This window comes from uncultured Desulfobulbus sp. (genome assembly GCF_963662935.2).
Lineage (GTDB): Bacteria > Desulfobacterota > Desulfobulbia > Desulfobulbales > Desulfobulbaceae > Desulfobulbus.
In genome coordinates, this window is the sequence record NZ_CAXXTL010000002.1 from 2,488,989 (window position 1) to 2,510,430 (window position 21,442).

Genomic DNA, 21,442 nt, shown 5'->3' on the forward strand with positions numbered 1-21,442 from the left:
AGCGATGACATCTTCAGGAACAACAACGCAAGCGCAGGCCACTAATTTCTCGAATGTGGCTGGAAACTGGTTTCCGGAAAATCTGGCGCAGATCACAGGCAGACTCAACGCCATCGTCACGCAACCAGCGACAGTGAAACCGGTGGCCGTGTTTGATTTCGATAACACCTGCATCTTCCGTGATGTGGGGCAGGCCGTGTTCCGCTATCAGGTGCAGCACCTGCACTACCGCCTGACCCCGAAACAGCTGGCCGCCATCCTGCCCAAGACCGGCGGCGCGCTGGACGGTCGGCCGATGACACTACTCACCACTGTCTTGACAGAGGCCTATCGGGCACTCTACCCCCTGATTGCCGCCGGCAAGCAGGAGGAGGCGCAACTCCTGCCGGAATATCAGCTGTTTGCCGTATTGATGCTCTGGATTACCGACAAGGCCCGCAAAGACGAGCACCTGGGGCCGCGTTTTGTGCTGCCGTTTATGGGTAAGATGCTGGCCGGATTTTCCACTGCCGAATTGCGGAATCTGGCTGTTGAAGTGGTGCAGGTGGTCCGCAGGGAACCGCTGCGGGAGGAGACATTGACTGTGGCGGCCCCGGAACCGATCGGCCGGATCGAGGCGAGTTACCCGCTGGGCCTCCATCCCCACCCGGAGATGCTGGCCCTGATGCACAGTCTGGCGAATCTGGGGATAGAGCGATATGTGATTTCGGCGAGCACCGAATGGCTGGTGGAAGGGGCCGCAACACTGCTGGGATTCCCGGTGGATGCGGACCACATTTTTGGCATCCGGGTCGGCCTGGAGGAAGGCGAAGTGCTCACCATTGACGATCCCGCCGCATACCCGGTCACCTTCCGCGAGGGCAAGGCCGAGATTATCGGGAAATGGATCAGTGGCAGGCCAGTACTGGTTGCCGGCGACGCCGATACCGATTTTGAGATGCTAACGCTGCCCGGGGTTGACATCCGTCTACTGGTCAACCGGCGGCAACGCGGTCTGATCAGCAGTCTGTACGAGGACCCCCGCGTTCTCCTCCAGGGGCTGGACCTGAACAGCGGGCGCTTCCGGCCTTCGCGTGAGTCGATCGGCGATTGAAGCGGCTCGATCGCTCTCCCCGGGGTGAAACAAAAAAAGCAGAGCCGTTTGGCACTGCTTTTGGTCTTTCGGATTTGGGGAAAATTTAATCTTTTGATTTTTCGGCAGCCTTAGCCAGCAGAAGTAAACCGATACCGAAGAAAAGCATGCTCTCCGATTCAGGTATCTGTACATGGGCAAGGAAGGCAGGGCCTGCAACGGCGCTTGTAATTGTTCCAAGCATCATGACGGCTGCAAAAATAACTGATAACTTTCTCATCTCGATGCCTCCTTTGGTCGGGTTGAACTCTTATTAATAAGTGAGCAACAACCGGGCCATTTTACACTGGAAGGCGCCGCGAATAATTTAACGTGAAATCAGCACATTAAAAAAAGGTCATTTTTTTCAAACGCGCTGCCTTTTCCGGTTTTCCACTTTTCCGAAAAAAAATCCGTAAAACTGGAAATGTGGCCTTGTGGTTCGATGGCCACGGAAGTGGCCCGTCTTTCAACTCCAGCCTTTGTCATTTTTTGACGCTCTCGTGCTCAATACCCAACATCAACGCCTGCTCGACCGGCTGATCAAGGAAGATGGGGGGCTTGCTCCCGGACCGCACCCCGTGGTGTATCGGGGCGAGGTAAAGAGACTATCATCAGGGGGGCGACATCGGCGCCGCTGTCCGGCAAGTGATCGACGGAGCGGTGGATGCCGGGCAAGTGATTGATCTCTTCGCGGTGGCGGAACTTTCGACGGCAAATAAAGAGCAATGAGAAGGGCGGCGGCGCCAGATACGGAGAACGAGAAAAGGGGTTATCTGATTATCTGTAACCCGCTAAGCTCTATCGAATAAACATAATAAATACTTGATTTCGATTAAAAAAATAAACATCAGAAAAGCGACATGCCCCCAAATGTACCCCCAAAAATAAATCCACACCCTCTGTAAAAAAAATCCGCCGACAAGTATCAGTTTGGGGATATCCGTTCAAAGTGATAAAAAAAAGTCGGGTCAGCCTGGCTTCAGGGTAGGCACTTCTCGCCACCCCCTATCTGGTAAGGAGGGTCACCAGTGAAAACCAAACGACTCGACTTATACCAGCCTAATCATTCTGACCTAATCGGATAGCTACCGTTTGTACGTCCGATCAATAATCGGTACGCCCCGAACAAGCCGTCGGGCATCCGTTTGGGGGAGGGCAGAATTTCATTGACTGTAGTATTATAATATGAACGACAGATGACACTGACAAGGCCCGCGTTTCTTTTGCCCTTTTCCTTGAAGTGAAAAATTGCCCGCCAGCATGCGCTAATTGATACTTGGGAGAGGGCAGGGGGATAAAATTTTATTATGATCCACAAAATACTAATCAATTGCATAGTATTATTCCTGTTTTCCGTGCCAGCAGTTGCCCAGGTGGCCGTGAATCTTGGGACAAAACCCGATGGGTTCGGGACATCAGCCCAGGCACTCGCCATTATCGATCTGATCATTCGAAACCCTGGGAAGGCCAATTACCAGATCACATATAAGACCAGCACCGACATTGTCGTTTTTGAGTGTGATTTCAACCAGGACACTATCACCCGCACCTATAAAAAATCGAAAGGAAGGAATACCATTGAAAAATGGACCGGGCAGGCTATCCCTCGCCTAAAACATGCCGCGAATGGTGGAGACTTGAATAACACGCCGGAAGGGTATATCCCTGGTACAATTCGGACCTTTTGAACGATCAACCCAAAACTAGAGTCCTAAAAAGGCAGTCCTTCCGTTACCGTGGTATGTTCTTTTACTAATTGTTTCCGTGGAAACCATTGTGGAAACCATTTCCTTTGAAACCCGCTCGGGGCTGCGCACCTGAGTCGCACCTGTGCCTCTTTAATAAGCCAGTCGTGCTATCAACCCCGCCCAACAGTACTAGCTTTGCCTCTTGCTGTTTGATAATTCCTTTGATTATGGTTGGCGAATATCAAACCCGGGAAAATTATCTCCGAATGCGAGGACAAGCGGTTTCCGAAAACGAAAAGCTGTGAAGATTGATCCCATACCCGCCGGACAATCAAAGAACATTATCCTTTGCCTGAATGATGATCTTTGAAAGGGTATGGTGCCCTTTGATGGTTGTGCATTTGTTAACTTCCTCAGTAATGCGCGGATAGACCTCACATAGCTTCATCGTGTCTTTCACTTCCTGCAAGAGCACCGCAAGTCGCCGCCTCTCTTCCTTTGCGATTTTGGTAAACTGCCCGTGCTTGTACCTGCCATGAGCTTTGCCTGATAGGCTCTTACCGCCGTGGAGTCTGCAACGTCCGTTTTGCATAGAGGGTTGCTTGCATGAGCCTCCTGAGCGCGTCTTTGCACCGCAGAATGCCCGTGGCATGGGGTAAAGGTTGTTTTCCATACTCACCCCTCCCTCCGGTCGTTAGATTGCTCCACGGTCCCTACAATCGCTTGGCCGCCATCGTTGACGGTGACATGGTGCACGGTCACTTTCTGTTCGCCGCCGGTACGGTATCGCTTTAAGGTCTCCATTTGTGTGGCAAATGTTCGGGCCAGTTTGTTCAAGGCACGCTCGTTGCTGTCCTGTTGTGGGATGGTTTCTGAATTGGCCAGCCTTCGAGCTTGGGTCATGGTCGCCGCATGGATAGCGGCCATTTGAGTCGCCAGCATCGTTTCCAGTTCGTCACGGGGTTTGATGCCTGCTATAACAGCAAAAGCAAAGTTTATTGCTGCCGGGTCCGGCTCTTTCCCTTTTGAGAAGGCGCTGTTGAGTTGATTCAGGATTGCCACTGAAAAATCGATAGAAGTTGTTCCGAGAGATTTCACCAGTATGGCCCATCCCATCCCTGAATCAAGGTGATCCATTTCAATCTTGCCCTGGTTCACCTTGACCGCTGGAGTCGGCGGTTTAGCAGCTATCGCTGCACGGAGCGCCATCCTTAGTTCCCGTTCTTGGTCCGTTGGTTCATATTTTGCCACAGCCTTGTTTTCTTTCTGAAGGACTGGCGTTTTTTTCCGTGCCATCTATGTTTTCTCCATCAAAAGTAATTGCGCTTTTTGACCCGTCCGCGTTTTCACCCTCATTTCCTCACCATTGAAAGGGTCGAAAGGCCTGCCTGAATTTGCCATGGTATGGCTTAAATTAAGTACATGCAGGTTCGCAGTAGTAAGGGCTGTTTTTGACATGGGGTGCAATTTCGCCCGCAATCCCTTGCCCTGCCTTGGTTTGCTGTGATTTTCCTACTACTGCGAGTTCGCATGAGAAGAAGTGAAATTCCAGTTTCTTCTCATGCGAGTCTGCATGTAAGGTTCTCATGCGAGTTCGCACCCCTTTTCTAATTTTCGAGCAGGGCAGAACACTCCACTGCCGGGAAGGCAAAATCCTTTTCCTTTGCACATCCCGGCCTTGGTGTGGACTTCGACGTCACCTTTTCGCCAGACTCGCCAATCATGTATCAGGCGATACTTGCTCATGTCTCCTTTGCCTCGACCACCAATTGCCACGGGCTCTAAAAAACTAACTCGCATCAAATTAATAACCGCCCGCGTGATCGTGCTTGGAACCGGCGGTGGTGCCTTCATTCGACTGAAAAACTCTTTGACTGCAATATGCGGGATTGTCATTTCATGGCCATTCAATGGCGACCAATAATCCCTGGGATTTTTCTTTTTCCCTTTGGCCATCGGATAACTCCGCCGTGAATAAATGAAAAGGAGCAGGTCACTTTCTATTTTGGTTAGATCGCGATACGCATCTGAGTGCAGCAATTCGGGAACAATCCAAAATACTCTTGGCTGAGGAGACCAATCAAGTTCGGGTCGCGTCCGCTTCGTGACAGGTTTATACGCCTCGAATTGATCCAAGGGCGATACCATCACCGGTCACCATCTTCAACTTGTTGTAAAATGTACCTGCCTACCCGGTGGAGCCCCCCTGCATCGGAAAGTTCCAATGTCCAGACAGTCTGAATATTGTACCCCATTCGCCGCAGCTCCATGCATCTGCCGCCGGGGTGCATGATGTCAAGTTTCTCCCGCGCTTCCAGAGTGGTTAGAGATGAACGTTGAAGCCAATCCAAAATTCGCTGACGTTGTGCTGCTGCCGATTGACAGTTGGCAGGAGTAGCGGTAATCTTTTTAATAAGGTTTGTTTTGTCTTTTGCCTCACCCTGGCCGGTGAGGCTTTCTTTTTTGGTCATCGCATCATCCTCCCAGCCGTTCGGCAAGATTCAGAATATCTCGGACTCGCCAAGCTGTGCACCGCTCCGACAGCTTAACAGGTTGTGGATAGCGGCCCGATTTTACACCAGCCCACCAAGTCGATTTTGAAACAGGAATGATTGCAGGGGTCGGCGGTTCAGTTTTATTGTCACCGACAATTTGGGAGAGCCGGATGAATCCGGTTTCGGAAAGGGAATTTTGCATGTATCACCTCATGTCTTAATAACGGCCAAGGGGAATCCATGGCCTTTGAGGTGATAGTATGACGTTTTAATTATGTTTTCATTGCAACTGCAACAATTTGCATTGCAACTGCAATTACGATTGTTGCGGTGAAAAAAATCGCTTTAGATTTTCAGTCTAGCTCTTCACTGATTGATTTTTTGGCTAAGGCGAATTTTTCAGAGAGAGTTCGTTCTGATATTCCCGAGAATCCGGCATATTTTTGAGTTAAATAATCTTTCAGATCAGTCTCGGTGGTAAACTTACCCTTGCCATGGTCACCCTTGAGGACTTCAAGCATAGCACCAATGATATTGAGGTAGGTTCTTTCCGCTCGAGGACCTTGTGGCTTTTTCTTTGATGGTTCTTCCAGCGATAGCTTTTCCTGAAGGTTAATCAGTGCTTGGGTGCGAACCACCAGAACACTATCCTGGGGCAGGTTAAAAGTACGGGAAAAATTGTCAGAGTATTTTTTCTTTTTACGTGAATCCAGATACTCTTTACGATCTATCTTATGTTGACTTAAAAGTTCCTGCGTCTTCTCCTCTTCGATATTGTTTTTTGCTATGTATTTATTTATTTTTTCCAGTTCAGCGGCAGAACCACTATGAAATTCGTTTTCATCAAAACCCGTTTGAAGCTGGCATATTTCACCATTCTCTCTTTCAACAAAAACGCCGTTATTTACCCGTAATCCTTTTTTTACCTCTGGACCATTTGTTAATATCTGATATTTATTTTCAATTTCATCCCGCTCAATTCCGATCATTGGCAAATCCCAAACGCCCTCAATGGATAGAACCTCACCATCTAAAAGGACATAACCACGATGTGAAAAAACATCAGGAAGTGCTGTAAGGAACGAATTGATAATCTCATGTGATAATTCAACATCCACATCTTCTCCCAGTGACTTGTGATGTAGCCATTCTTTATCAAATATAGAATTCCATGCCACACATTTTCCAAACATTGCACTGGTATAATTGACGAAATTAACAGACAATTTTAAATGCCCATCCAACGCAAACCTCAATACATCGGCCTCAGTAACCTCTTCACCGAAAACGATCGATAAATGTCGGGCAGCGTCAGGAACAGTCAGCCATTCTTTCAATTTGAACAGCTTACTTTTAGTGTTTCGATTATTTTTTGGCTCATTGGTATTGCTCAACATAACACCATCTCCTTCCTCAAGCCGCTGTCCGGATTGGTATGATTTCAGCTCCGGCCTTGAGCTTGTCCAGATAGTCGGCCCAAGCCTGCATCATCTTCTTGCGTTCTGGCAGATGGGTTGTGCGGTTGTATGCTCTGCCCAGGGGGTCGCGTACGGCATGAGCAAGCTGGTGTTCCACGATCTCCGGGCGTACATGTAGCACTTCATCAAGTATTGTCCGGGCCATTGCTCTGAAACCATGACCTGTCATTTCTGTTTTGGTGTCGTAACCAAGCCGCCGCAATGCCCCGTTTACGGTGTTATTGCTCATTGATCTTGATGCTGATCTTGTAGATGGGAAGACGAAGCGGCCAGAGCCGGTTAACGCGTGGAGCTCTCGCAGAATAGAAATTGCCTGAGAAGCCAAGGGGACGAGGTGAAATTCTCCACCACGTCTGATTTTCTCCGACATCTTGAGCTTCAATCGCTCAACCGGAACATTCCACGTTGCTTGATCAAGGTCGAACTCGGCCCATTTTGCCTGCCTCAGTTCTCCTGGCCTCAGGAAAAACAATGGTGCCAGCTTTAATGCGCAAATCGTGACAAGCCCCCCATTATAGCCGTCAATGGCTCGCATGAGCTTAGCCACCTCGATTGGGTCCGTTATGGCCGCATAGTGTTGTTTCTGGACGGTGGGGAGTGCGCCGCGAAGGTCTGGCGTAGGGTCTCGGTCTGCCCTGCCAGTGGCAATGGCGTAGCGGAACACCTATCCGCAGTTTTGCTTTGCCCGGTGCGCTGTGTCGAGAGTGCCTTTTTCTTCAAGACGTCGCAAGCATGCAAGCAGGTCAGGGGCTGTGATGGAGCGGATTGATTTGTTGCCTAGCCAAGGGAAAATGTAAAGTTCAAGGCGGCGAATAATTTTGTCGGCGTGGCCAGATGCCCAGGAAGGAGAAAATTTATTGTGCCACTCTCTCGCGATAACCTCGAGAGTTTCAGTCTCTTCAGTATCTGCCGCCTTTTGAGCCTTTTTTACTGCTCCGGGGTCAATGCCTTTCTCGAGTAATGACCTGGCGTCGGTACGTTTCTGTCTGGCTTCGTTGAGTGTGGTTTGGGGGTACGTGCCAAGGGTGAGGGATTTCTCGGTACCCCCAAAACGATATTTTAATCGCCATAGCTTGCCGCCGGTGGGGGTGATCAGCAAGAAAAGACCACCGCCGTCAAATAATTTTATTTTGCTGGTTGATGGTTTGGTGCTCTTAATTTTGATATCCGTCAATGGTACGATTTGCCTAGGCATAGCGGGCATCTCCACTTTTTGGGGGTATCTGTGTTGGGGGTATGGCCCGGTACCCCTACACGTACCCCCAAACCTTGTGGATTTTATCGTATCATGACGTACATCACTGGACAACAAAAAACCCGCAATCCTTGGAGGAGTGCGGGTTTATGAACGGTGTTGGACACCGTTGGACTGTCTAATGGTGGAGCTAAGCGGGATCGAACCGCTGACCTCTTGAATGCCATTCAAGCGCTCTCCCAGCTGAGCTATAGCCCCTTGCGTTCATCGGGGCAATTACCATGCTTTGCCGGGGCCTGTCAAGTTTTTCTCAATTCTTTTTCGGGTGATTGCCATATAGATTGCCAAGCTCCGGTTCTATTGGTAATGTGCCGAGATTATCCACATCAACATTTTTCATTGTTTCGGCTCCCGGCTCCACCCCTATCATCTTTGCGATGATGAGCGGGCTGATAACATTTAGACTTTATAGGTGACACCGGAATGTTCTCTCCGTTTAATTTTCTCTTTGGCTGGCTGTCCAACGATTTGGCGATCGATCTCGGGACCGCGAATACGGTTTTGTATGTGAAAGGAAAGGGGATTGTGCTGCGCGAACCCTCGGTGGTTGCGGTCCGCAAGGACAGTCGCGGCAGCCGGGTGCTTGCCGTGGGCAAGGAGGCTAAGGAGATGCTGGGCCGGACGCCCGGCAACATCGTTGCCATTCGCCCCATGAAGGATGGCGTCATTGCCGATTTCGAGGTGACCGAGGCTATGCTCCGCTACTTCATCAACAAGGTGCATAACCGTCGCACCCTGGTGCATCCACGGATCATCATCTCCGTACCCTCGGGTATCACCCAGGTGGAGAAGCGGGCGGTGCGCGACACGGCAGAATCCGCCGGCGCCCGTGAGGTGTATCTGATTGAGGAGCCAATGGCGGCCGCCATAGGGGCCGGCCTGCCGATCACCGAACCAACCGCCAACATGATTGTCGATATCGGCGGCGGCACCACCGAGGTAGCCGTCATCTCGCTTGCTGGCATCGTTTACGCCAAATCGGTGAGGGTGGCGGGCGACAATATGGATGAGGCCATCCTGCAATACATCAAGAGAAAACACAACCTGGCCATCGGTGAACGAACCGCTGAGGAGATCAAGACCACCATTGGCAACGTTTTGCCGGAGGAACCCTACGAAACCATGGATATCAAGGGGCGTGACCTGGTAGCAGGCATTCCCAAAACCTTGACCATCACCTCCAAGGAGATCCAGGCCGCTATTGCCGAGCAGGTCGACGTGATTGTCGATGCTGTGCGGGTTGCCCTGGAGCAGACTCCCCCTGAATTGTCCGCCGATATCGTCGATCAGGGCATCGTCCTCACCGGCGGTGGCGCCTTGCTGAAAAATCTCGACAAACGGCTGAAACTCGAGACCGGAATGCCGATCATCGTTGCCGACGATCCGCTCTCGTCCGTTGTGCTCGGTTCCGGGCAAGCTCTCGATAACCTCGAGATTCTCCGGGAAATCGCCATCGATTAGCCGCAAAAGAAACCGTACGGGGCGTTTGGTGTTTCAAGTTTATTGCTTTATTGCCTTGCCGATTTCCGCAGCCACTCCTCTCCCATGAGAAAAAAGCCCACCAGAAAACGAAGCGACCACTATCGCCTTTTTCGCATCGTCATTCTTGCCGGTTTTTTACTGACTCTGGCGTTTATTTTTCTCGTTTCCACTTTAGGGAGCCAGAAGTTCGGATCCCTGCACAAACTGGTGCTCGAGGCGGTGGGGCCGTTGCAGAAAGTGGTCACCATGGGGAGCTCCTATGTCGAGACCTTTAAGAGCGAATATATCGATATCCTTCAGGACAGTCTCCGTCTTCGCGAAGAGAATAAACGGCTGATCCAGCAGTTGCAGGAAAACGAAAACATCCTCAATAAGAGCCGCGAGGCCATGGCCACCAACGCCAGCCTGCGCAAACTGCTTGAGTTCAAGAATACGCTGGACCAACAACAGTCCGTGGCGGCGACGATTGTCGGTAAAGACCCCTCCACCCTGTTTCGCTCGGTGATTATCGACCGAGGATCAAACAGCAGCGTGATGAAGGGGAATCCCGTGGTGAACAACGACGGGGTTGTCGGTCAGGTGTTCACCGTTACGCCCAACTACGCCAAGGTGCTGTTGGCGATTGCGCCATCAAGTGCCATTGACGTTCTTCTGCAGAAATCGAGAGTGCGCGGCATCCTTAAGGGCGACGGCACTTTGACCTATCGCCTTGAGTATATTCTTAAAACCGCTGAAATCGAAGAGGGGGAACATGTGGTCACCGCTGGTTATGGCGGGGTCTTTCCCACTGGATTGCAGGTGGGCGTGGTCTCGAAGATCATTAAGAAACCTCGGGGCATGTTTCATGAAATCGAGGTGACGCCTTCGGTTGATTACCAGAAGCTGGAACACCTGCTGATTCTCCAGCAACCGAAACTTGGCGAAATCAAAGAGATGACTCGTCCTTAAAAGGCTGCAAGCAAGCCCCCTTGGCTGCGCCTGAAGTGGTCTTGCGCCGGCAGGTTGCAACAGGGCGGTGCGAACGGGAAAGAGGAAGATGGTTATTTTTAACTTCATAGTCGTTGGCCTTTTGCTGGCCATCCTGCAAACGACCATCTGTATGCCCTCACCTATATGGCTGCCAGCACCCGACTTTTATTATATTCTGGTGGCCTATCTGGCCTTTCGGCTGGACCTGATGCGCAGCCTGATCATCCTTTTTCCCCTGGTTTGCATTCTCGATGTCCTTTCCGGTACGATTCTGGGGATGTATGCCCTGCTTTGTTTCAGTAGTTATTTCCTTCTTCGTCTGCTTTCCGCAAAGCTGCCGGTCAACCAATTTTTATATCAGATCCCGTTGGTCGGTTTGAGCTATTTGGCAGTTTCATGGGTGGTGTATCTGCTGCTGGAATTCCTCGAACCCGGGCAGCAAGTTTCCTGGTCTTGGTGGAAGATGATCGTGCGGATGATGCTGGTCGCTGGTTTATCCTATCCCATGTTTTTTCTTTTCGATTGGCTCCTGAAACATTCCCATCGCAGTTTCCTGCCCTGGAACAGATTGCGGCTGCGCACCGACAACCGGCGCAGGCGACAGGCCTGAGCTCCCTTTTCTTGGGCTGTGAGATAGTATAAACGTGGTGAATATGTTTGGCGACAGTATGAAGAATCTGAGGAAACTGAACCGGAAAAGAGCGGAGCCGCTGCTTGATGCCGAGCGCAAGAAGGATAGCGGCGTTACCCGGCTGCCTCAGCGCGACGAGAGCGAACTGAGCGGGTTTAAAAAAAAGGCGCTTTATTCGTTTGTCATTATCATTGTTTTCTTTGCACTTGCCATCACCCGCCTCTGGTTTCTCCAGGTCCAACAGGGTGATTATTACAACCTCTTGGCGGATTCCAACCGGGTCCGCTCCATCGAGATTGCAGCGCCGCGCGGCAATATCTACGACCGCAAGGGCCGGGAAATCGTCACCAACCGCCCTTCGTTCAACGTCGTCTGGATTCGGGAAAACAACAAGATTAATGACGAATGGCTCAAGCGTCTGACCCGTCTTCTGAAACTGGACGCCACCACCCTCCTTGAAAAAATCCGCAAGATGGCCGGTGGCCCGGGGCATATTCCGGTGCGGCTGGCCGAGGATATCGACTGGGAAACGGTGGCCCGGATCGAGAACAACCGGATGTATCTGCCGGACATCAAGATCGAGGTCGTGCCTCTGCGCATTTACCATTACGGCAACCTGGCTTCGCACCTTATCGGCTACATGGGAGAGATCAACAAGGCAGAGCTGGACAAGGCCGACAAAACCCTCTACAAAGGCAGCGACCTCATCGGCAAGATGGGGCTTGAGCGTTTGCGCGAGACCGATCTGCGCGGCGAGAAGGGGCATGACAACATGGAGGTCAATGCCCTGGGGTTTGAACAGGAGAATCTCAAGGGAGACGAACCACTGCCCGGCAAGGATATGTATCTGACCCTTGATGTCGAGTTGCAAAAAATTGCGGAAGAAGAGATGGCCGTGAAAAACCGGGCCGGGGCCGTGGTCGTGATGGAGGCCAACACCGGTCGCTTGTTGGCGGTGGCCAGTGCTCCAGAGTTGAATTTAGAGGAGTTCGTCGGCGGCATCTCCCAGAAGGCCTGGCAAGGCATGCTCGACAACCCTCTGCATCCGCTGATCAATAAAGTGATTCAGGGGCAGTATCCTCCCGGTTCGACCTATAAACCCATCACTGCCTTTGCCGGTCTGGCCGAGGGCGTCATTACTCCGGAGACCACCTTTTTTTGCCCTGGTTCGATGCAGTTTGCAAACCGGACGTACCGCTGCTGGAAAAAAGGCGGCCATGGAACGGTTAGTCTGAAGCGGGCCCTGGGCGAGTCGTGCGATGTCTACTTTTATAACGTGGGTTTGAAATTAGGGGTCGATCGTCTGGCCAAGTACGGCAAGATGTTCGGTCTGGGGGAGAAAACCGGGGTGGAAATGGAATATGAAAAACCCGGAATAGCGCCTAGTTCGGAATGGAAGAGGAAGCGGTACAATGTCAAATGGCACGAAGGGGAAACCCTTTCCGTGGCCATTGGGCAAGGGTATAATCTGACCACGCCGTTGCAGGTGGGCATGATGACCATGGTCGTTGCTAACGGCGGCACCCTGTATAAACCTTCGGTAGTCGAACAGATTATCGATCCCAACGGCAAGCAGGTCAGTGCCTTTAAGCCGGAGGTTCTCTCCATGTTGCAGGGGCAGGGGAAAAATCTGAAACTGGTTCGTGAAGGTATGGTCGAGGCCGTCAACAGCAAGCGGGGAACCGGCCGGGAGGCACAGATCGACTCCTCTCACGGAATCATTGTTGGTGGCAAGACGGGCACTGCCCAGGTCGTCCGCCTTGCGCAATACATCCATCTGAAAGAAGACGATATTCCCTATAAATACAGGGACCATGCCTGGTTCACCTGTTTTGCTCCAGCCTCAAACCCGGAAATAGTGGTCACTGTTCTGGTTGAGCACGGTTTGCACGGCGGCTCGGCATCGGCACCTATTGCTTCGAAAATACTCAATAAATATTTTGAAGATAAATTTAAAGAGCAAGAAGGGGGGGGGGCTGCACTGGGACAAGGGGGGCGCCCTGTTCACCGGGTTGTTCTCTCCCAGGAAATGCTTGAGGATACCGACCCGCCACCCATTGAAGATCCTGAAGAGGGCAGTGGTGGTCCTTCTCCAGAACCAAATGATTCAGCCAATTAACTGATATGTTTCATTTTGACAGACGTTTGCTTCAGCATTTTGACTGGGTTATGCTGCTGATGCTCCTCCTTGTGGGCGGAATGGCGCTAACCAATCTCTATAGTTCTACTTACATAGCGGATACCGGGGCCGCTTCGCTCTTTTACAAACAGTTGATTTTCTTTACCGCTGGTTTGGGGATGATTCTGCTGATCCTAACTCAGGAGTATGAAAGGGTCGTAAAATTAGGGTATGTGCTCTATGGCCTCGTTTTGCTCCTGCTGCTCTATACACTGCTGTTTGTCAAGGCGATCGCCGGTGCCCAGCGGTGGATCGATCTTGGTTTTTTCAATCTTCAGCCCTCTGAGCCGGCCAAATTGGCGTTGATATTGGTCCTGGCCGCCTGCTATGCCAACACCGACGTTGCTGGCGGCTATCGTCTGCGCGACCTGATCAAACCTGCGATTCTCACTGTCCTGCCCTTTGTGTTGATAGCAAAGCAACCGGATTTGGGTACGGCCCTGATTTGCGCCATTGTTTTCGTGTCCATGACCCTGTTTGTCCGCCTGCGATGGGCAACCCTCAGCATCCTCAGTGGCACCGGTCTGCTCTGCATTTTCGTTGGTTGGAAGTTTCTTCTGAAAGAATATCAGCGAAAGCGAATCGAGACCTTCCTTAATCCTGAGGGGGATCTGATGAACCACGGCTATCAGATCATGCAGTCCAAGATCGCCGTCGGCAGCGGGAAAATTTTTGGCAAGGGATTCATGGAGGGTACTCAGGGGCATCTCCATTTTTTGCCGGAGCGGCATACTGACTTTGCCTTTGCGGTCTGGGGGGAGGAGTGGGGGTTTGCCGGTTCAGTGTTCTTTCTGAGCTGCTATTTTTTCATGCTCATCTGGGGGGTGAATGTCGCCATGTCGGCCAAGGATAAACTCGGTTCTATCCTTGCCTTTGGCTGCACTATGCTGATTTTTTGGCAAGCGGTGATTAATCTTTTCATGATCATGGGGCTTCTGCCGGTGGTCGGGGTACCGCTGCCGATGTTCAGCTACGGCGGTTCCTCGCTTCTCACCAACATGGCCGCTATCGGTATCATCATGAGTGTCCGGATGCGAAGCTTTCCGTCGGCTACAACTTAGTAGCAGCCCGCTCTCTGATTTCGGAACGGAGGCTGGTGAGAACCAGCTCGCGGAGGCCGGCGATGAATTGTGGGTCGGCGTTGAGTCCCCTCGTGGAGGCAAATCGTATACCTAGGCCTTCGGCCATGTCCCGGTATTGGATGTCGATTTCAAACAGGGTTTCCACATGATCGGAAACAAAGGAAATAGGCATAACCAGCATGTTGGCGCAGCCCTCGGCCGCCAGTGCCGCAATCACCTCCGGCAATGCCGGGCCCAGCCATTCCACCGGGCCGCTCCGGCTCTGGTAACAGAGTCTTCCCTCGATTCCAGTGCATTCCTCGATGGCCCGGATGGATTGCTTGAGATGCTCCACATAGGGGTCGCCCTCCTGGATGAACTGCACAGGGAGACTGTGCGCACTGTATACAACCTGCACCGGTTCGCCCTGAAAGGACTGGATGCCATCCCGAATCCTCTCTGCCAGGCAGGCGATGTATGCGGGTTCAACCGGCCAGGAGTGAATCTCCCGGATGGGAAAATCCATCCGGAGTCGGGCCTTGGTCCGGTGGAGGTCACTGAGCGACGAGCCAGTGGTGGCGATGGAATAGTGAGGGTAAAGGGGCAGGGCGATAATCTCCTTGACCTGGGCCTGTTCCATCTCTTTGAGTGCAGCATCGGCCAGGGGGTGCCAATAGCGCATGCACGGCCGGACGATGAAGTCACCGTCCTGGCGCAGGACCTGTTCCAGGGCTCCCGCCTGTTCCTCGGTTTTTTTCCGGATGGGAGAACCACCGCCGATACGCTCGTAATTGGCCATGCTTTTCGGGGCACGGCGATGGGCTATTATCCGGGCGATGGTTTTCTGCAGGAATTTGGGACCAAGACGGATGATCTGCCGGTCGGAAAACAGATTGAAGAGAAAGGGGCGGACGTCCTCAAGCCGTTCGGGACCACCCAAGTTTAAGAGTAACACACCAATTTTATTCCGAGTATTCATATCGGTAATGTACCGGCCCACTCGCCTGCCCGTCAAGAAAATGTACGGCTCCCCCTTGATTTACCCGCTGGTCAATGGCTATAATTAAATTATGGTTAAGCGGTATCCTTTCAAAATCAATTACTTCTCGTGCTCTTCGCACACCATTACACCACGACTTTCCATCTGGGGCAAGCAGGGAAGACTAGACTGCGGCCTTTCAGCAAAGGATGCCGAAGCATGACCTTAAGGCAGCGGCATGGGGCCGCTGACGTCTTTCTCTGCGGAGGATGTTTATGGAACTGAAAATCGAAGCCAAAAATCTTGACATACGAAAGAGCTGGCAGGAAAAGATCGAAGAGGAGCGGGATAAACTGACCCGACACTATGCGAGTTTGGTTTTGCACCTGCGTGTGACCATTGAGGCCACCCCAGGATATAAGGAAGGCGGTTATGAGGTTCGGATTGTCGCCACAGTGCCCAACGATACGGTTGCCGTCAAGCGGTGGGGCGAAAGTGTCCGCCCCCTCTTGGTTGAGACCTTTGACGTGCTCGGGGCGCAGCTTAAGGAAATCGTCAAGAAAAAACAAAATCATAAGGCGGTCAAAGTCCAAGGAGCTGTTGTTGACGGCAAAGCTTCGGGAATTATCCGCAAGATTGTACCCGCCGAGTCCTATGGTTTTATTGTCACCGACGACAAACTCGATGTCTTTTTCCATGCCAATAGTCTCAAGGATGTGGGCATGGGCGATCTCTCCGAGGGGGATGAAGTTTTGTTCGCCATGGAAGAGGGGGACAAGGGCTTGCAGGCAACCTGGGTGAAGGTGGGTAACGCCTAAGCAACGTAATTTTTTCCTTTCCCGGGTTTCTTGAGGTTCCGGGCTTGAGTGTAAACCCGCCATTATGGCGGGTTTTTTTATGCCCTCGTCTTGAGTGTGGGGGCGGGGCGAGGGAGTCGATAAAATAAATCTTGGTTCTCATGCCGTTGCTGTGTAAACAAGAAGCTGCGCCTCGACCAGTAAGGTGCCAGTATTTCAATAACCGGTAGCCAGTCCTTTTTTACACCAGAGATTCCATGACCACGTCCGAACTGTATCTGATTGACGGTAGCGCCTATATTTACCGGGCCTACCACGCCATCAAACCACTCTCCAATTCGCACGGTTTGCCGACCCACGCTGTCTTCGGGTTTATCGCCATTTTGCGGCGTCTTCTCAAGGAGCGCAATCCGCGCTATCTGGCGGTGGCCTTTGACACCAAGGGGCCGGTGTTTCGCCATCAGCTTTATGACAAATACAAGGCCCACCGCCCACCTATGCCCGAGGATCTGGTTCCGCAGATTCCCTATATCCGCAAAATGGTGGCTGCCTACCGAATTCTCAATCTCGAACAGGACGATCAGGAGGCGGACGACCTCATCGCCTCGGCCGTCGAAAAGATGGTTCAGCAGGGATTCAAGGTGGTGGTGGTCTCCGGTGACAAGGATTTGCTGCAACTGGTGTCGCCCAATGTCAGCCTGTGGGATCCGATGAATGACCGGGTGATGGATGAAGCCGCAGTGCAGGATAAATACGGTCTGCCTCCTGCCCGGCTGCTCGACTATTTTGCCCTCACCGGTGACAGCTCGGACAACATTCCGGGTGTTCCTGGCGTTGGGCCGAAATCGGCGCAGAAATTAATCAGCGAGCACTGTGATTTGGAGGGGCTCTATCAGGCCCTTGACGGCTTGAAATCCTCAAAGATCATTCAGCAGATCCGTGATCACCGGGCGATGGCCTTTCTGTCCCGCGATTTGGTGCGTCTCAATACCGCTGCGGAGGTTCCAGGAGATATTGAACAGTACCGGATGGTTGACCCCAACAATGAACTTCTTCGAGGTCTGCTAACCGAACTGGAGTTTCATTCCCTGCTCAAGGAGGAGACCCGGGCCGCGAAGATTGAGACTTCTTGTTTCCATTTGGTGCGTGGATTGGACGAACTTGACACCCTGGGACAACGACTCGCCGCCGCAAACCTTTTTGCGATCGATACCGAGACCGATTCTCTTGACACCCTGGACGCTCATCTGGTCGGGGTTTCGCTCGCCGTCGAGGAGGGGGATGCTTGGTATCTCCCTTGCGGTCACCGTGATGGCGGCGGCAAGCTGGTGGCAGGTCAGTTGCCGCTCTCCCGGCTGGTTGAATTTTTGCGACCCTTTCTTGAACAGCCGCACAGGTTCAAAGTCGGGCATAACCTTAAGTTTGATCTGGCGGTTTTTGCAGCGCCGCAGAACGGCGGCATCCAGCTTGCCGGTCCGCTCTACGATACCATGATCGGCGCCTGGCTGCTTGACCCGGACCGGCATTCTTACAAGCTTGATGACCTCTGCCAGGAAATCAATCTACGAATGACCAGTTTTGCCGAGGTCACCGAGAGCGATAAGGCTGGAGACGCATTTTGTCGGGTTGGGTTGGAGGCAGCCAAGGATTATAGTTGTGAGGATGTCTACGGAGCCTTGCAGCTTTACAAGCAGCAACAACCGAAGCTTCTGCAAGCAGATCTACTGCCCCTGATGCAGGATGTGGAAGGGCCGTTGATTTCTGTGCTGGCTGCCATGGAGCGGGCTGGTATCCGGGTGGATAGTGGCAAGCTCGCCGCTCTTTCCAGCGAATTCGGGCAGCGGCTGGAGGCTGACGAGCAGACCATCTACACGTCGGCGGGGGAAACCTTTAACATCAATTCGCCCAAGCAGTTGGGCGAGATCCTGTTTGATAAGCTGCAATTGCCCAAGGGGCGTAAAACCAAAACCGGCTGGTCCACGGATGTCAAGGTTCTGGAAAATTTGAGTCTGACCCATGAGTTGCCGGCGCTTATTCTCCAGTATCGCAATTTGGCCAAGCTGAAGTCCACCTATGTCGATAAACTGACCAGTCTGTGCAACCCGCGAACCGGCCGGGTGCATACTTCGTTCAACCAGTGCGGCACCGCCACTGGCCGGTTGAGTTCCAGCAATCCCAATCTGCAGAATATCCCTATCCGTACAGAAGAGGGGCGGCGGATCCGTTCAGCCTTTATTGCCTCCGAGGGTTGCAGCCTGCTTGCCGCCGACTACTCCCAGATCGATCTCCGCGTCTTGGCCCATTACTCCGAGGACCCGGAGCTGCTGGCCGCCTTCAAAGGAGGACTGGACATTCACCGCCGGACCGCCGCTGAAATATTTTTTGTGGCACCGGAATTGGTGACCTCGGAGATGCGCCGGGTGGCCAAAACCATCAATTTCGGCATTGTGTATGGCATGTCAAGCTTCGGGCTGGCCAGTCAGCTGCACGTCAGTAGAAAAGATGCGCAGACCTTTATCGACCGGTATTTCGCCCATTTTTCCGGAATAAGGGAATTTATGGAGTCGATTGTCGGGAAAGCGAAAAAAGACGGTTTCGTCACTACCCTGCTGGGAAGAAGACGATACCTTCCGGAGATCAACAGTAGCAACCGTAATCAGCGCGAATTTGCCGAACGAACAGCCATCAACACACCCATCCAGGGGACAGCCGCCGATATCATCAAGTTGGCCATGCTGCGAGTGCAACGTGAGTTGGAACAGCGTCAATTGCAGACCCGTTTGCTGTTGCAGATCCATGATGAATTGGTTTTAGAATCGCCGCAAAGCGAGCTTGAGGTGGTTGCCGCTCTTGTCAAGGAGCATATGGAAGCGGCGATGACCTTACGCGTTCCCCTAGTGGTGCACCTCGGATACGGGCAGAGTCTGGAAAAAGGAGACTAATTTCCTTTTCTTTTTTTTTGTTCATACGGTATAGAACTCGACAATGTTTCTTTTCGAGTCTTTGGCAGAGAAAACTGTTTGCAACGAGCGGATGATGTTTAGTTTTTTCCGTTATTTCGGAATGAAAAGGGGGCCGGATAAGCCTTTGGGATGGAGATTGTTCTTTCGCATGCTGTAACTGTCCAGTGTTTTGTCTTTTTTTAAACAGGTTTGTTTTTTGCATTAGATTAGGCAAAGGATAACCTGGAGGTGTGATCATGAGTCCGCGCGAAGCCATTCGAATCCTGATGCTCAGTCCTGTGTATTTTCGTTTAAGTCCACCCCAACGATGGCAACTGGTGTTGGAATACTGCCGGAACTTTAATGCCGGTAAAACAAAATGACAGGTTGGAAAACATTCCCCCATGGAATTGAATTCGCAAACCTCCGGTGGCGTCGAGCGGCGGCGTCACAAACGATACCGGGTCAAGAGTGAGACCTTTGCCTTTCTCGGCGAAGACTCCGGCACCATCTTCGACATCAGTAAAGGCGGATTTTCATTCCATTTTGCTGTTTTTGAGAAAGAACCGGTCATCCCTTCCCACCTTGACATCTTTATAGCCGAACCCCACTTCTATCTGCCTAAAATTCCCGTTTCTTTTGTCAGCGAGGTACAGACTGTTCCCGCCTCGATCTTTAGTCTTCTCAGGATTAAACGACTCAGTATACGATTCGGTTCTCTGTCCAGCGAGCAACTGGCTCGGATCGAAGACTTCATTGCCTGCAATACGGTTACCGAAAACTGATTTAATTTCCATTTTGTAAGAGAGTGCGCTGTTCTGCAGGTATCCTTTTTTTTTCTCATGGAGAATTGAATGAAAAAAGCGCTTGTTTTGGCTGCAGCTTTTCTCTGCTGCTGGGGATCGGTGCAGGCAGGTGATGAAATAGCTGTGAGTGCCAGGGAGCAGCAATCGGTCAGCGTGACCATCTATAACAAGAATCTGGCCCTGATCAAAGATCGTCGAGCCATCACCCTTCCCGCAGGCATACAAATTCTGGCTTTTCGTGAAGTGAGCGCCAAAATCAAACCGGAAACAGCCTTGATGACTGGCGGGGATGTGGCTGTTTTAGAACAGAACTTCGAATATGACCTCCTGACCCCGCAATCCCTGCTGCAAAAATATGTGGGGCGCGAAGTGACCATGAGCAGGCGCCATCCCACCACCGGCGAAGAGCAATCCGTCCATGCCAAGGTACTCAGCGCCGGCAACGGCGTGGTGCTGCAGGTCGGCAATCAAATTGAAACCGAGGTGAGCGGCCGGCTGATCTATCCAGACGTTCCCGGCACCCTGCGTGACCGGCCCACGCTGACCATGCAGGTCGAAAGCGCCACGGCGGGCGCCAGGGATGTCGAACTGTCCTATCTGACCGGAGGCTTGTCCTGGCAAGCGGATTATGTGGCGGAACTCAATGCGACGGACGATCATCTCAATCTGAGCGGATGGGTGACGTTGACCAATGAAAGCGGCGCCCAATATCCGCAGGCGCGGTTGCAGCTGGTCGCCGGTGACGTCAATATGGTGCAGCGGGAGATGGAACCGCGGGCAATGAGGATGGAGGCCATGGCTGCCGGTATGGCTCCTGCGCCCAAACCTATGGCGGAAGAGTCGATGTTCGAATACCACCTCTACACCCTCGGCCGCCCGACCACCCTCGGCGAGAATCAGAAAAAGCAGGTAGCCTTGCTTCAGGCCGATGGTGTTGGGTGCCGGAAGGAATTTTTGCTCAAGGGGCAGGACTATTATTTCAGTTCTCAGGCTGGAGAGATCGGGCGTAAAATGAAGGTGGGAGTCTTTGTTGAGTTAAAAAATGACAAAGAATCAGGTCTGGGGCAACCCGTCCCTGCCGGTGTGGTCCGGGTGTATAAAAAAGACGGCAGCGGATTCCTCCAATTTGTTGGTGAGGACAAAATCGATCACACCCCAGAGAAGGAATTGCTCCGCCTTCACCTCGGCGACGCCTTTGATGTGACGGCTGATAAGCAGCAGTCGGATTTCAAGAAGCTCAAGGGCATTGGTTCTGCCAATTACGCCTTTGAAAGCGAATATGCAATTCAATTGAAAAATGCGAAAAAAGAGCAGGTCATCGTGAAGGTGCAAGAGCCCATTCCTGGCGATTGGGAAATCTTGAGCGAATCGGTCAAGCATGTCAAGGAAGCCGCACACACCGCCTCTTGGCTGGTGGCCGTGCCGCCCATGGAGACCACTACTCTCACCTACAGAGTCAGGGTGAAATATTAAGAGCGATTTTTAGCGGGAATATTGGATCAAGCAAACGGACCGTGCCTGATAAGGTACGATCCGTTTTTTTGTGGAGGATAGGTGAGCAAACCG

The 21,442-nt window shown here is 52.1% G+C and carries 19 protein-coding genes, 1 tRNA gene and 1 pseudogene; 12 read left to right on the forward strand and 9 right to left on the reverse strand.

The window, feature by feature from the left end:
* Window positions 1-4 precede the first annotated feature (4 nt).
* Window positions 5-1,093: a hypothetical protein gene (locus tag ACHZCX_RS15250; RefSeq protein WP_319588059.1), complete on the forward strand. Its 1,089-nt coding sequence runs from the start codon at window positions 5-7 to the stop codon at window positions 1,091-1,093.
* An 85-nt stretch (window positions 1,094-1,178) separates the two neighbouring features.
* Here ACHZCX_RS15250 and ACHZCX_RS15255 read toward each other — a convergent pair whose 3' ends face one another.
* Window positions 1,179-1,352, reverse strand: coding sequence for a hypothetical protein (locus tag ACHZCX_RS15255; RefSeq protein ID WP_319588060.1), 174 nt, complete (start codon window positions 1,350-1,352; stop codon window positions 1,179-1,181).
* Between the two features lie 262 nt (window positions 1,353-1,614).
* On the opposite strand from ACHZCX_RS15255, the gene ACHZCX_RS15260 reads away from it, so the two are divergent.
* Together ACHZCX_RS15260 and ACHZCX_RS15265 are read left to right on the forward strand one after the other, a co-directional pair.
* Window positions 1,615-1,797 carry a hypothetical protein gene (locus ACHZCX_RS15260; protein WP_319588061.1) on the forward strand — a complete coding sequence of 61 codons (183 nt, stop codon included), beginning with the start codon at window positions 1,615-1,617 and terminating at the stop codon, window positions 1,795-1,797.
* A 624-nt stretch (window positions 1,798-2,421) separates the two neighbouring features.
* Window positions 2,422-2,802, forward strand: coding sequence for a hypothetical protein (locus ACHZCX_RS15265; protein ID WP_319588062.1), 381 nt, complete (start codon window positions 2,422-2,424; stop codon window positions 2,800-2,802).
* Window positions 2,803-3,133: 331 nt separating this feature from the next.
* On the opposite strand, the gene ACHZCX_RS15270 is transcribed toward ACHZCX_RS15265, so the two are convergent.
* The 7 genes and pseudogenes from ACHZCX_RS15270 to ACHZCX_RS15300 form a co-directional block, all read right to left on the reverse strand.
* Window positions 3,134-3,475 (reverse strand): HGGxSTG domain-containing protein, encoded by a 342-nt coding sequence (locus ACHZCX_RS15270; RefSeq protein ID WP_319588063.1) that lies wholly within the window; start codon window positions 3,473-3,475, stop codon window positions 3,134-3,136.
* 2 nt (window positions 3,476-3,477) lie between these two features.
* A complete protein-coding gene (locus ACHZCX_RS15275; protein WP_319588064.1) occupies window positions 3,478-4,098 on the reverse strand; it encodes a hypothetical protein in 621 nt (206 codons plus the stop codon).
* A 288-nt stretch (window positions 4,099-4,386) separates the two neighbouring features.
* Window positions 4,387-4,758, reverse strand: a complete 372-nt coding sequence (locus tag ACHZCX_RS15280; RefSeq protein ID WP_319588065.1) for a hypothetical protein — start codon at window positions 4,756-4,758, stop codon at window positions 4,387-4,389.
* A 191-nt stretch (window positions 4,759-4,949) separates the two neighbouring features.
* Window positions 4,950-5,273 (reverse strand): helix-turn-helix domain-containing protein, encoded by a 324-nt coding sequence (locus ACHZCX_RS15285; RefSeq protein ID WP_319588066.1) that lies wholly within the window; start codon window positions 5,271-5,273, stop codon window positions 4,950-4,952.
* Between the two features lie 377 nt (window positions 5,274-5,650).
* Window positions 5,651-6,694, reverse strand: a complete 1,044-nt coding sequence (locus tag ACHZCX_RS15290; RefSeq protein WP_319588067.1) for a hypothetical protein — start codon at window positions 6,692-6,694, stop codon at window positions 5,651-5,653.
* 16 nt (window positions 6,695-6,710) lie between these two features.
* Window positions 6,711-7,970: pseudogene (locus ACHZCX_RS15295) on the reverse strand (tyrosine-type recombinase/integrase).
* 182 nt (window positions 7,971-8,152) lie between these two features.
* Window positions 8,153-8,228, reverse strand: a tRNA-Ala gene (locus tag ACHZCX_RS15300).
* 225 nt (window positions 8,229-8,453) lie between these two features.
* On the opposite strand from ACHZCX_RS15300, the gene ACHZCX_RS15305 reads away from it, so the two are divergent.
* The 5 genes from ACHZCX_RS15305 to rodA all read left to right on the forward strand — a co-directional run bounded on the left by ACHZCX_RS15305 (window position 8,454) and on the right by rodA (window position 14,352).
* Window positions 8,454-9,491 (forward strand): rod shape-determining protein, encoded by a 1,038-nt coding sequence (locus tag ACHZCX_RS15305; RefSeq protein ID WP_319588070.1) that lies wholly within the window; start codon window positions 8,454-8,456, stop codon window positions 9,489-9,491.
* Between the two features lie 84 nt (window positions 9,492-9,575).
* On the forward strand, window positions 9,576-10,460 hold the full coding sequence (gene mreC / locus ACHZCX_RS15310) for a rod shape-determining protein MreC (protein WP_319588071.1): 885 nt from the start codon (window positions 9,576-9,578) through the stop codon (window positions 10,458-10,460).
* An 88-nt stretch (window positions 10,461-10,548) separates the two neighbouring features.
* Entirely contained in the window at window positions 10,549-11,091 is a 543-nt protein-coding gene (locus tag ACHZCX_RS15315; RefSeq protein ID WP_319588072.1) for a hypothetical protein, read from the forward strand.
* A gap of 58 nt (window positions 11,092-11,149) precedes the next feature.
* Complete coding sequence (gene mrdA, locus ACHZCX_RS15320; protein ID WP_319588073.1) at window positions 11,150-13,231, forward strand: penicillin-binding protein 2; 2,082 nt, start codon at window positions 11,150-11,152, stop codon at window positions 13,229-13,231.
* A gap of 50 nt (window positions 13,232-13,281) precedes the next feature.
* Window positions 13,282-14,352 (forward strand): rod shape-determining protein RodA, encoded by a 1,071-nt coding sequence (gene rodA / locus ACHZCX_RS15325; protein WP_319588074.1) that lies wholly within the window; start codon window positions 13,282-13,284, stop codon window positions 14,350-14,352.
* On the opposite strand, the gene hemH is transcribed toward rodA, so the two are convergent.
* Window positions 14,342-15,331, reverse strand: a complete 990-nt coding sequence (gene hemH, locus ACHZCX_RS15330; protein ID WP_319588075.1) for a ferrochelatase — start codon at window positions 15,329-15,331, stop codon at window positions 14,342-14,344. The genes rodA and hemH overlap by 11 nt on opposite strands.
* A gap of 275 nt (window positions 15,332-15,606) precedes the next feature.
* Here hemH and ACHZCX_RS15335 point away from each other — a divergent pair, with 275 nt between their 5' ends.
* From ACHZCX_RS15335 to ACHZCX_RS15350, 4 genes are all read left to right on the forward strand, one after another.
* On the forward strand, window positions 15,607-16,149 hold the full coding sequence (locus ACHZCX_RS15335) for an HPF/RaiA family ribosome-associated protein (protein ID WP_319588076.1): 543 nt from the start codon (window positions 15,607-15,609) through the stop codon (window positions 16,147-16,149).
* Between the two features lie 236 nt (window positions 16,150-16,385).
* Window positions 16,386-19,070: a DNA polymerase I gene (gene polA / locus ACHZCX_RS15340; RefSeq protein WP_319588077.1), complete on the forward strand. Its 2,685-nt coding sequence runs from the start codon at window positions 16,386-16,388 to the stop codon at window positions 19,068-19,070.
* Between the two features lie 404 nt (window positions 19,071-19,474).
* The gene (locus ACHZCX_RS15345; protein ID WP_319588078.1) at window positions 19,475-19,855 is read left to right on the forward strand and encodes a PilZ domain-containing protein; all 381 of its coding nucleotides are present in this window, start codon (window positions 19,475-19,477) and stop codon (window positions 19,853-19,855) included.
* Between the two features lie 69 nt (window positions 19,856-19,924).
* A complete protein-coding gene (locus ACHZCX_RS15350; protein WP_319588079.1) occupies window positions 19,925-21,349 on the forward strand; it encodes a DUF4139 domain-containing protein in 1,425 nt (474 codons plus the stop codon).
* Window positions 21,350-21,442 lie beyond the last annotated feature (93 nt).

Bases quoted from the DNA above. Each gene is read 5' to 3' on its own strand.
- hemH (WP_319588075.1), bottom strand. From the start codon at position 15,331: ATGAATACTCGGAATAAAATTGGTGTGTTACTCTTAAACTTGGGTGGT.
- ACHZCX_RS15265 (WP_319588062.1), top strand. From the start codon at position 2,422: ATGATCCACAAAATACTAATCAATTGCATAGTATTATTCCTGTTTTCC.
- rodA (WP_319588074.1), top strand. From the start codon at position 13,282: ATGCTGCTGATGCTCCTCCTTGTGGGCGGAATGGCGCTAACCAATCTC.
- ACHZCX_RS15280 (WP_319588065.1), bottom strand. From the start codon at position 4,758: ATGGCCAAAGGGAAAAAGAAAAATCCCAGGGATTATTGGTCGCCATTG.
- ACHZCX_RS15335 (WP_319588076.1), top strand. From the start codon at position 15,607: ATGGAACTGAAAATCGAAGCCAAAAATCTTGACATACGAAAGAGCTGG.
- ACHZCX_RS15270 (WP_319588063.1), bottom strand. From the start codon at position 3,475: ATGGAAAACAACCTTTACCCCATGCCACGGGCATTCTGCGGTGCAAAG.
- ACHZCX_RS15255 (WP_319588060.1), bottom strand. From the start codon at position 1,352: ATGAGAAAGTTATCAGTTATTTTTGCAGCCGTCATGATGCTTGGAACA.
- polA (WP_319588077.1), top strand. From the start codon at position 16,386: ATGACCACGTCCGAACTGTATCTGATTGACGGTAGCGCCTATATTTAC.
- mrdA (WP_319588073.1), top strand. From the start codon at position 11,150: ATGAAGAATCTGAGGAAACTGAACCGGAAAAGAGCGGAGCCGCTGCTT.
- ACHZCX_RS15275 (WP_319588064.1), bottom strand. From the start codon at position 4,098: ATGGCACGGAAAAAAACGCCAGTCCTTCAGAAAGAAAACAAGGCTGTG.
- ACHZCX_RS15290 (WP_319588067.1), bottom strand. From the start codon at position 6,694: ATGTTGAGCAATACCAATGAGCCAAAAAATAATCGAAACACTAAAAGT.
- ACHZCX_RS15250 (WP_319588059.1), top strand. From the start codon at position 5: ATGACATCTTCAGGAACAACAACGCAAGCGCAGGCCACTAATTTCTCG.
- mreC (WP_319588071.1), top strand. From the start codon at position 9,576: ATGAGAAAAAAGCCCACCAGAAAACGAAGCGACCACTATCGCCTTTTT.
- ACHZCX_RS15350 (WP_319588079.1), top strand. From the start codon at position 19,925: ATGAAAAAAGCGCTTGTTTTGGCTGCAGCTTTTCTCTGCTGCTGGGGA.
- ACHZCX_RS15285 (WP_319588066.1), bottom strand. From the start codon at position 5,273: ATGACCAAAAAAGAAAGCCTCACCGGCCAGGGTGAGGCAAAAGACAAA.
- ACHZCX_RS15345 (WP_319588078.1), top strand. From the start codon at position 19,475: ATGGAATTGAATTCGCAAACCTCCGGTGGCGTCGAGCGGCGGCGTCAC.
- ACHZCX_RS15315 (WP_319588072.1), top strand. From the start codon at position 10,549: ATGGTTATTTTTAACTTCATAGTCGTTGGCCTTTTGCTGGCCATCCTG.
- ACHZCX_RS15305 (WP_319588070.1), top strand. From the start codon at position 8,454: ATGTTCTCTCCGTTTAATTTTCTCTTTGGCTGGCTGTCCAACGATTTG.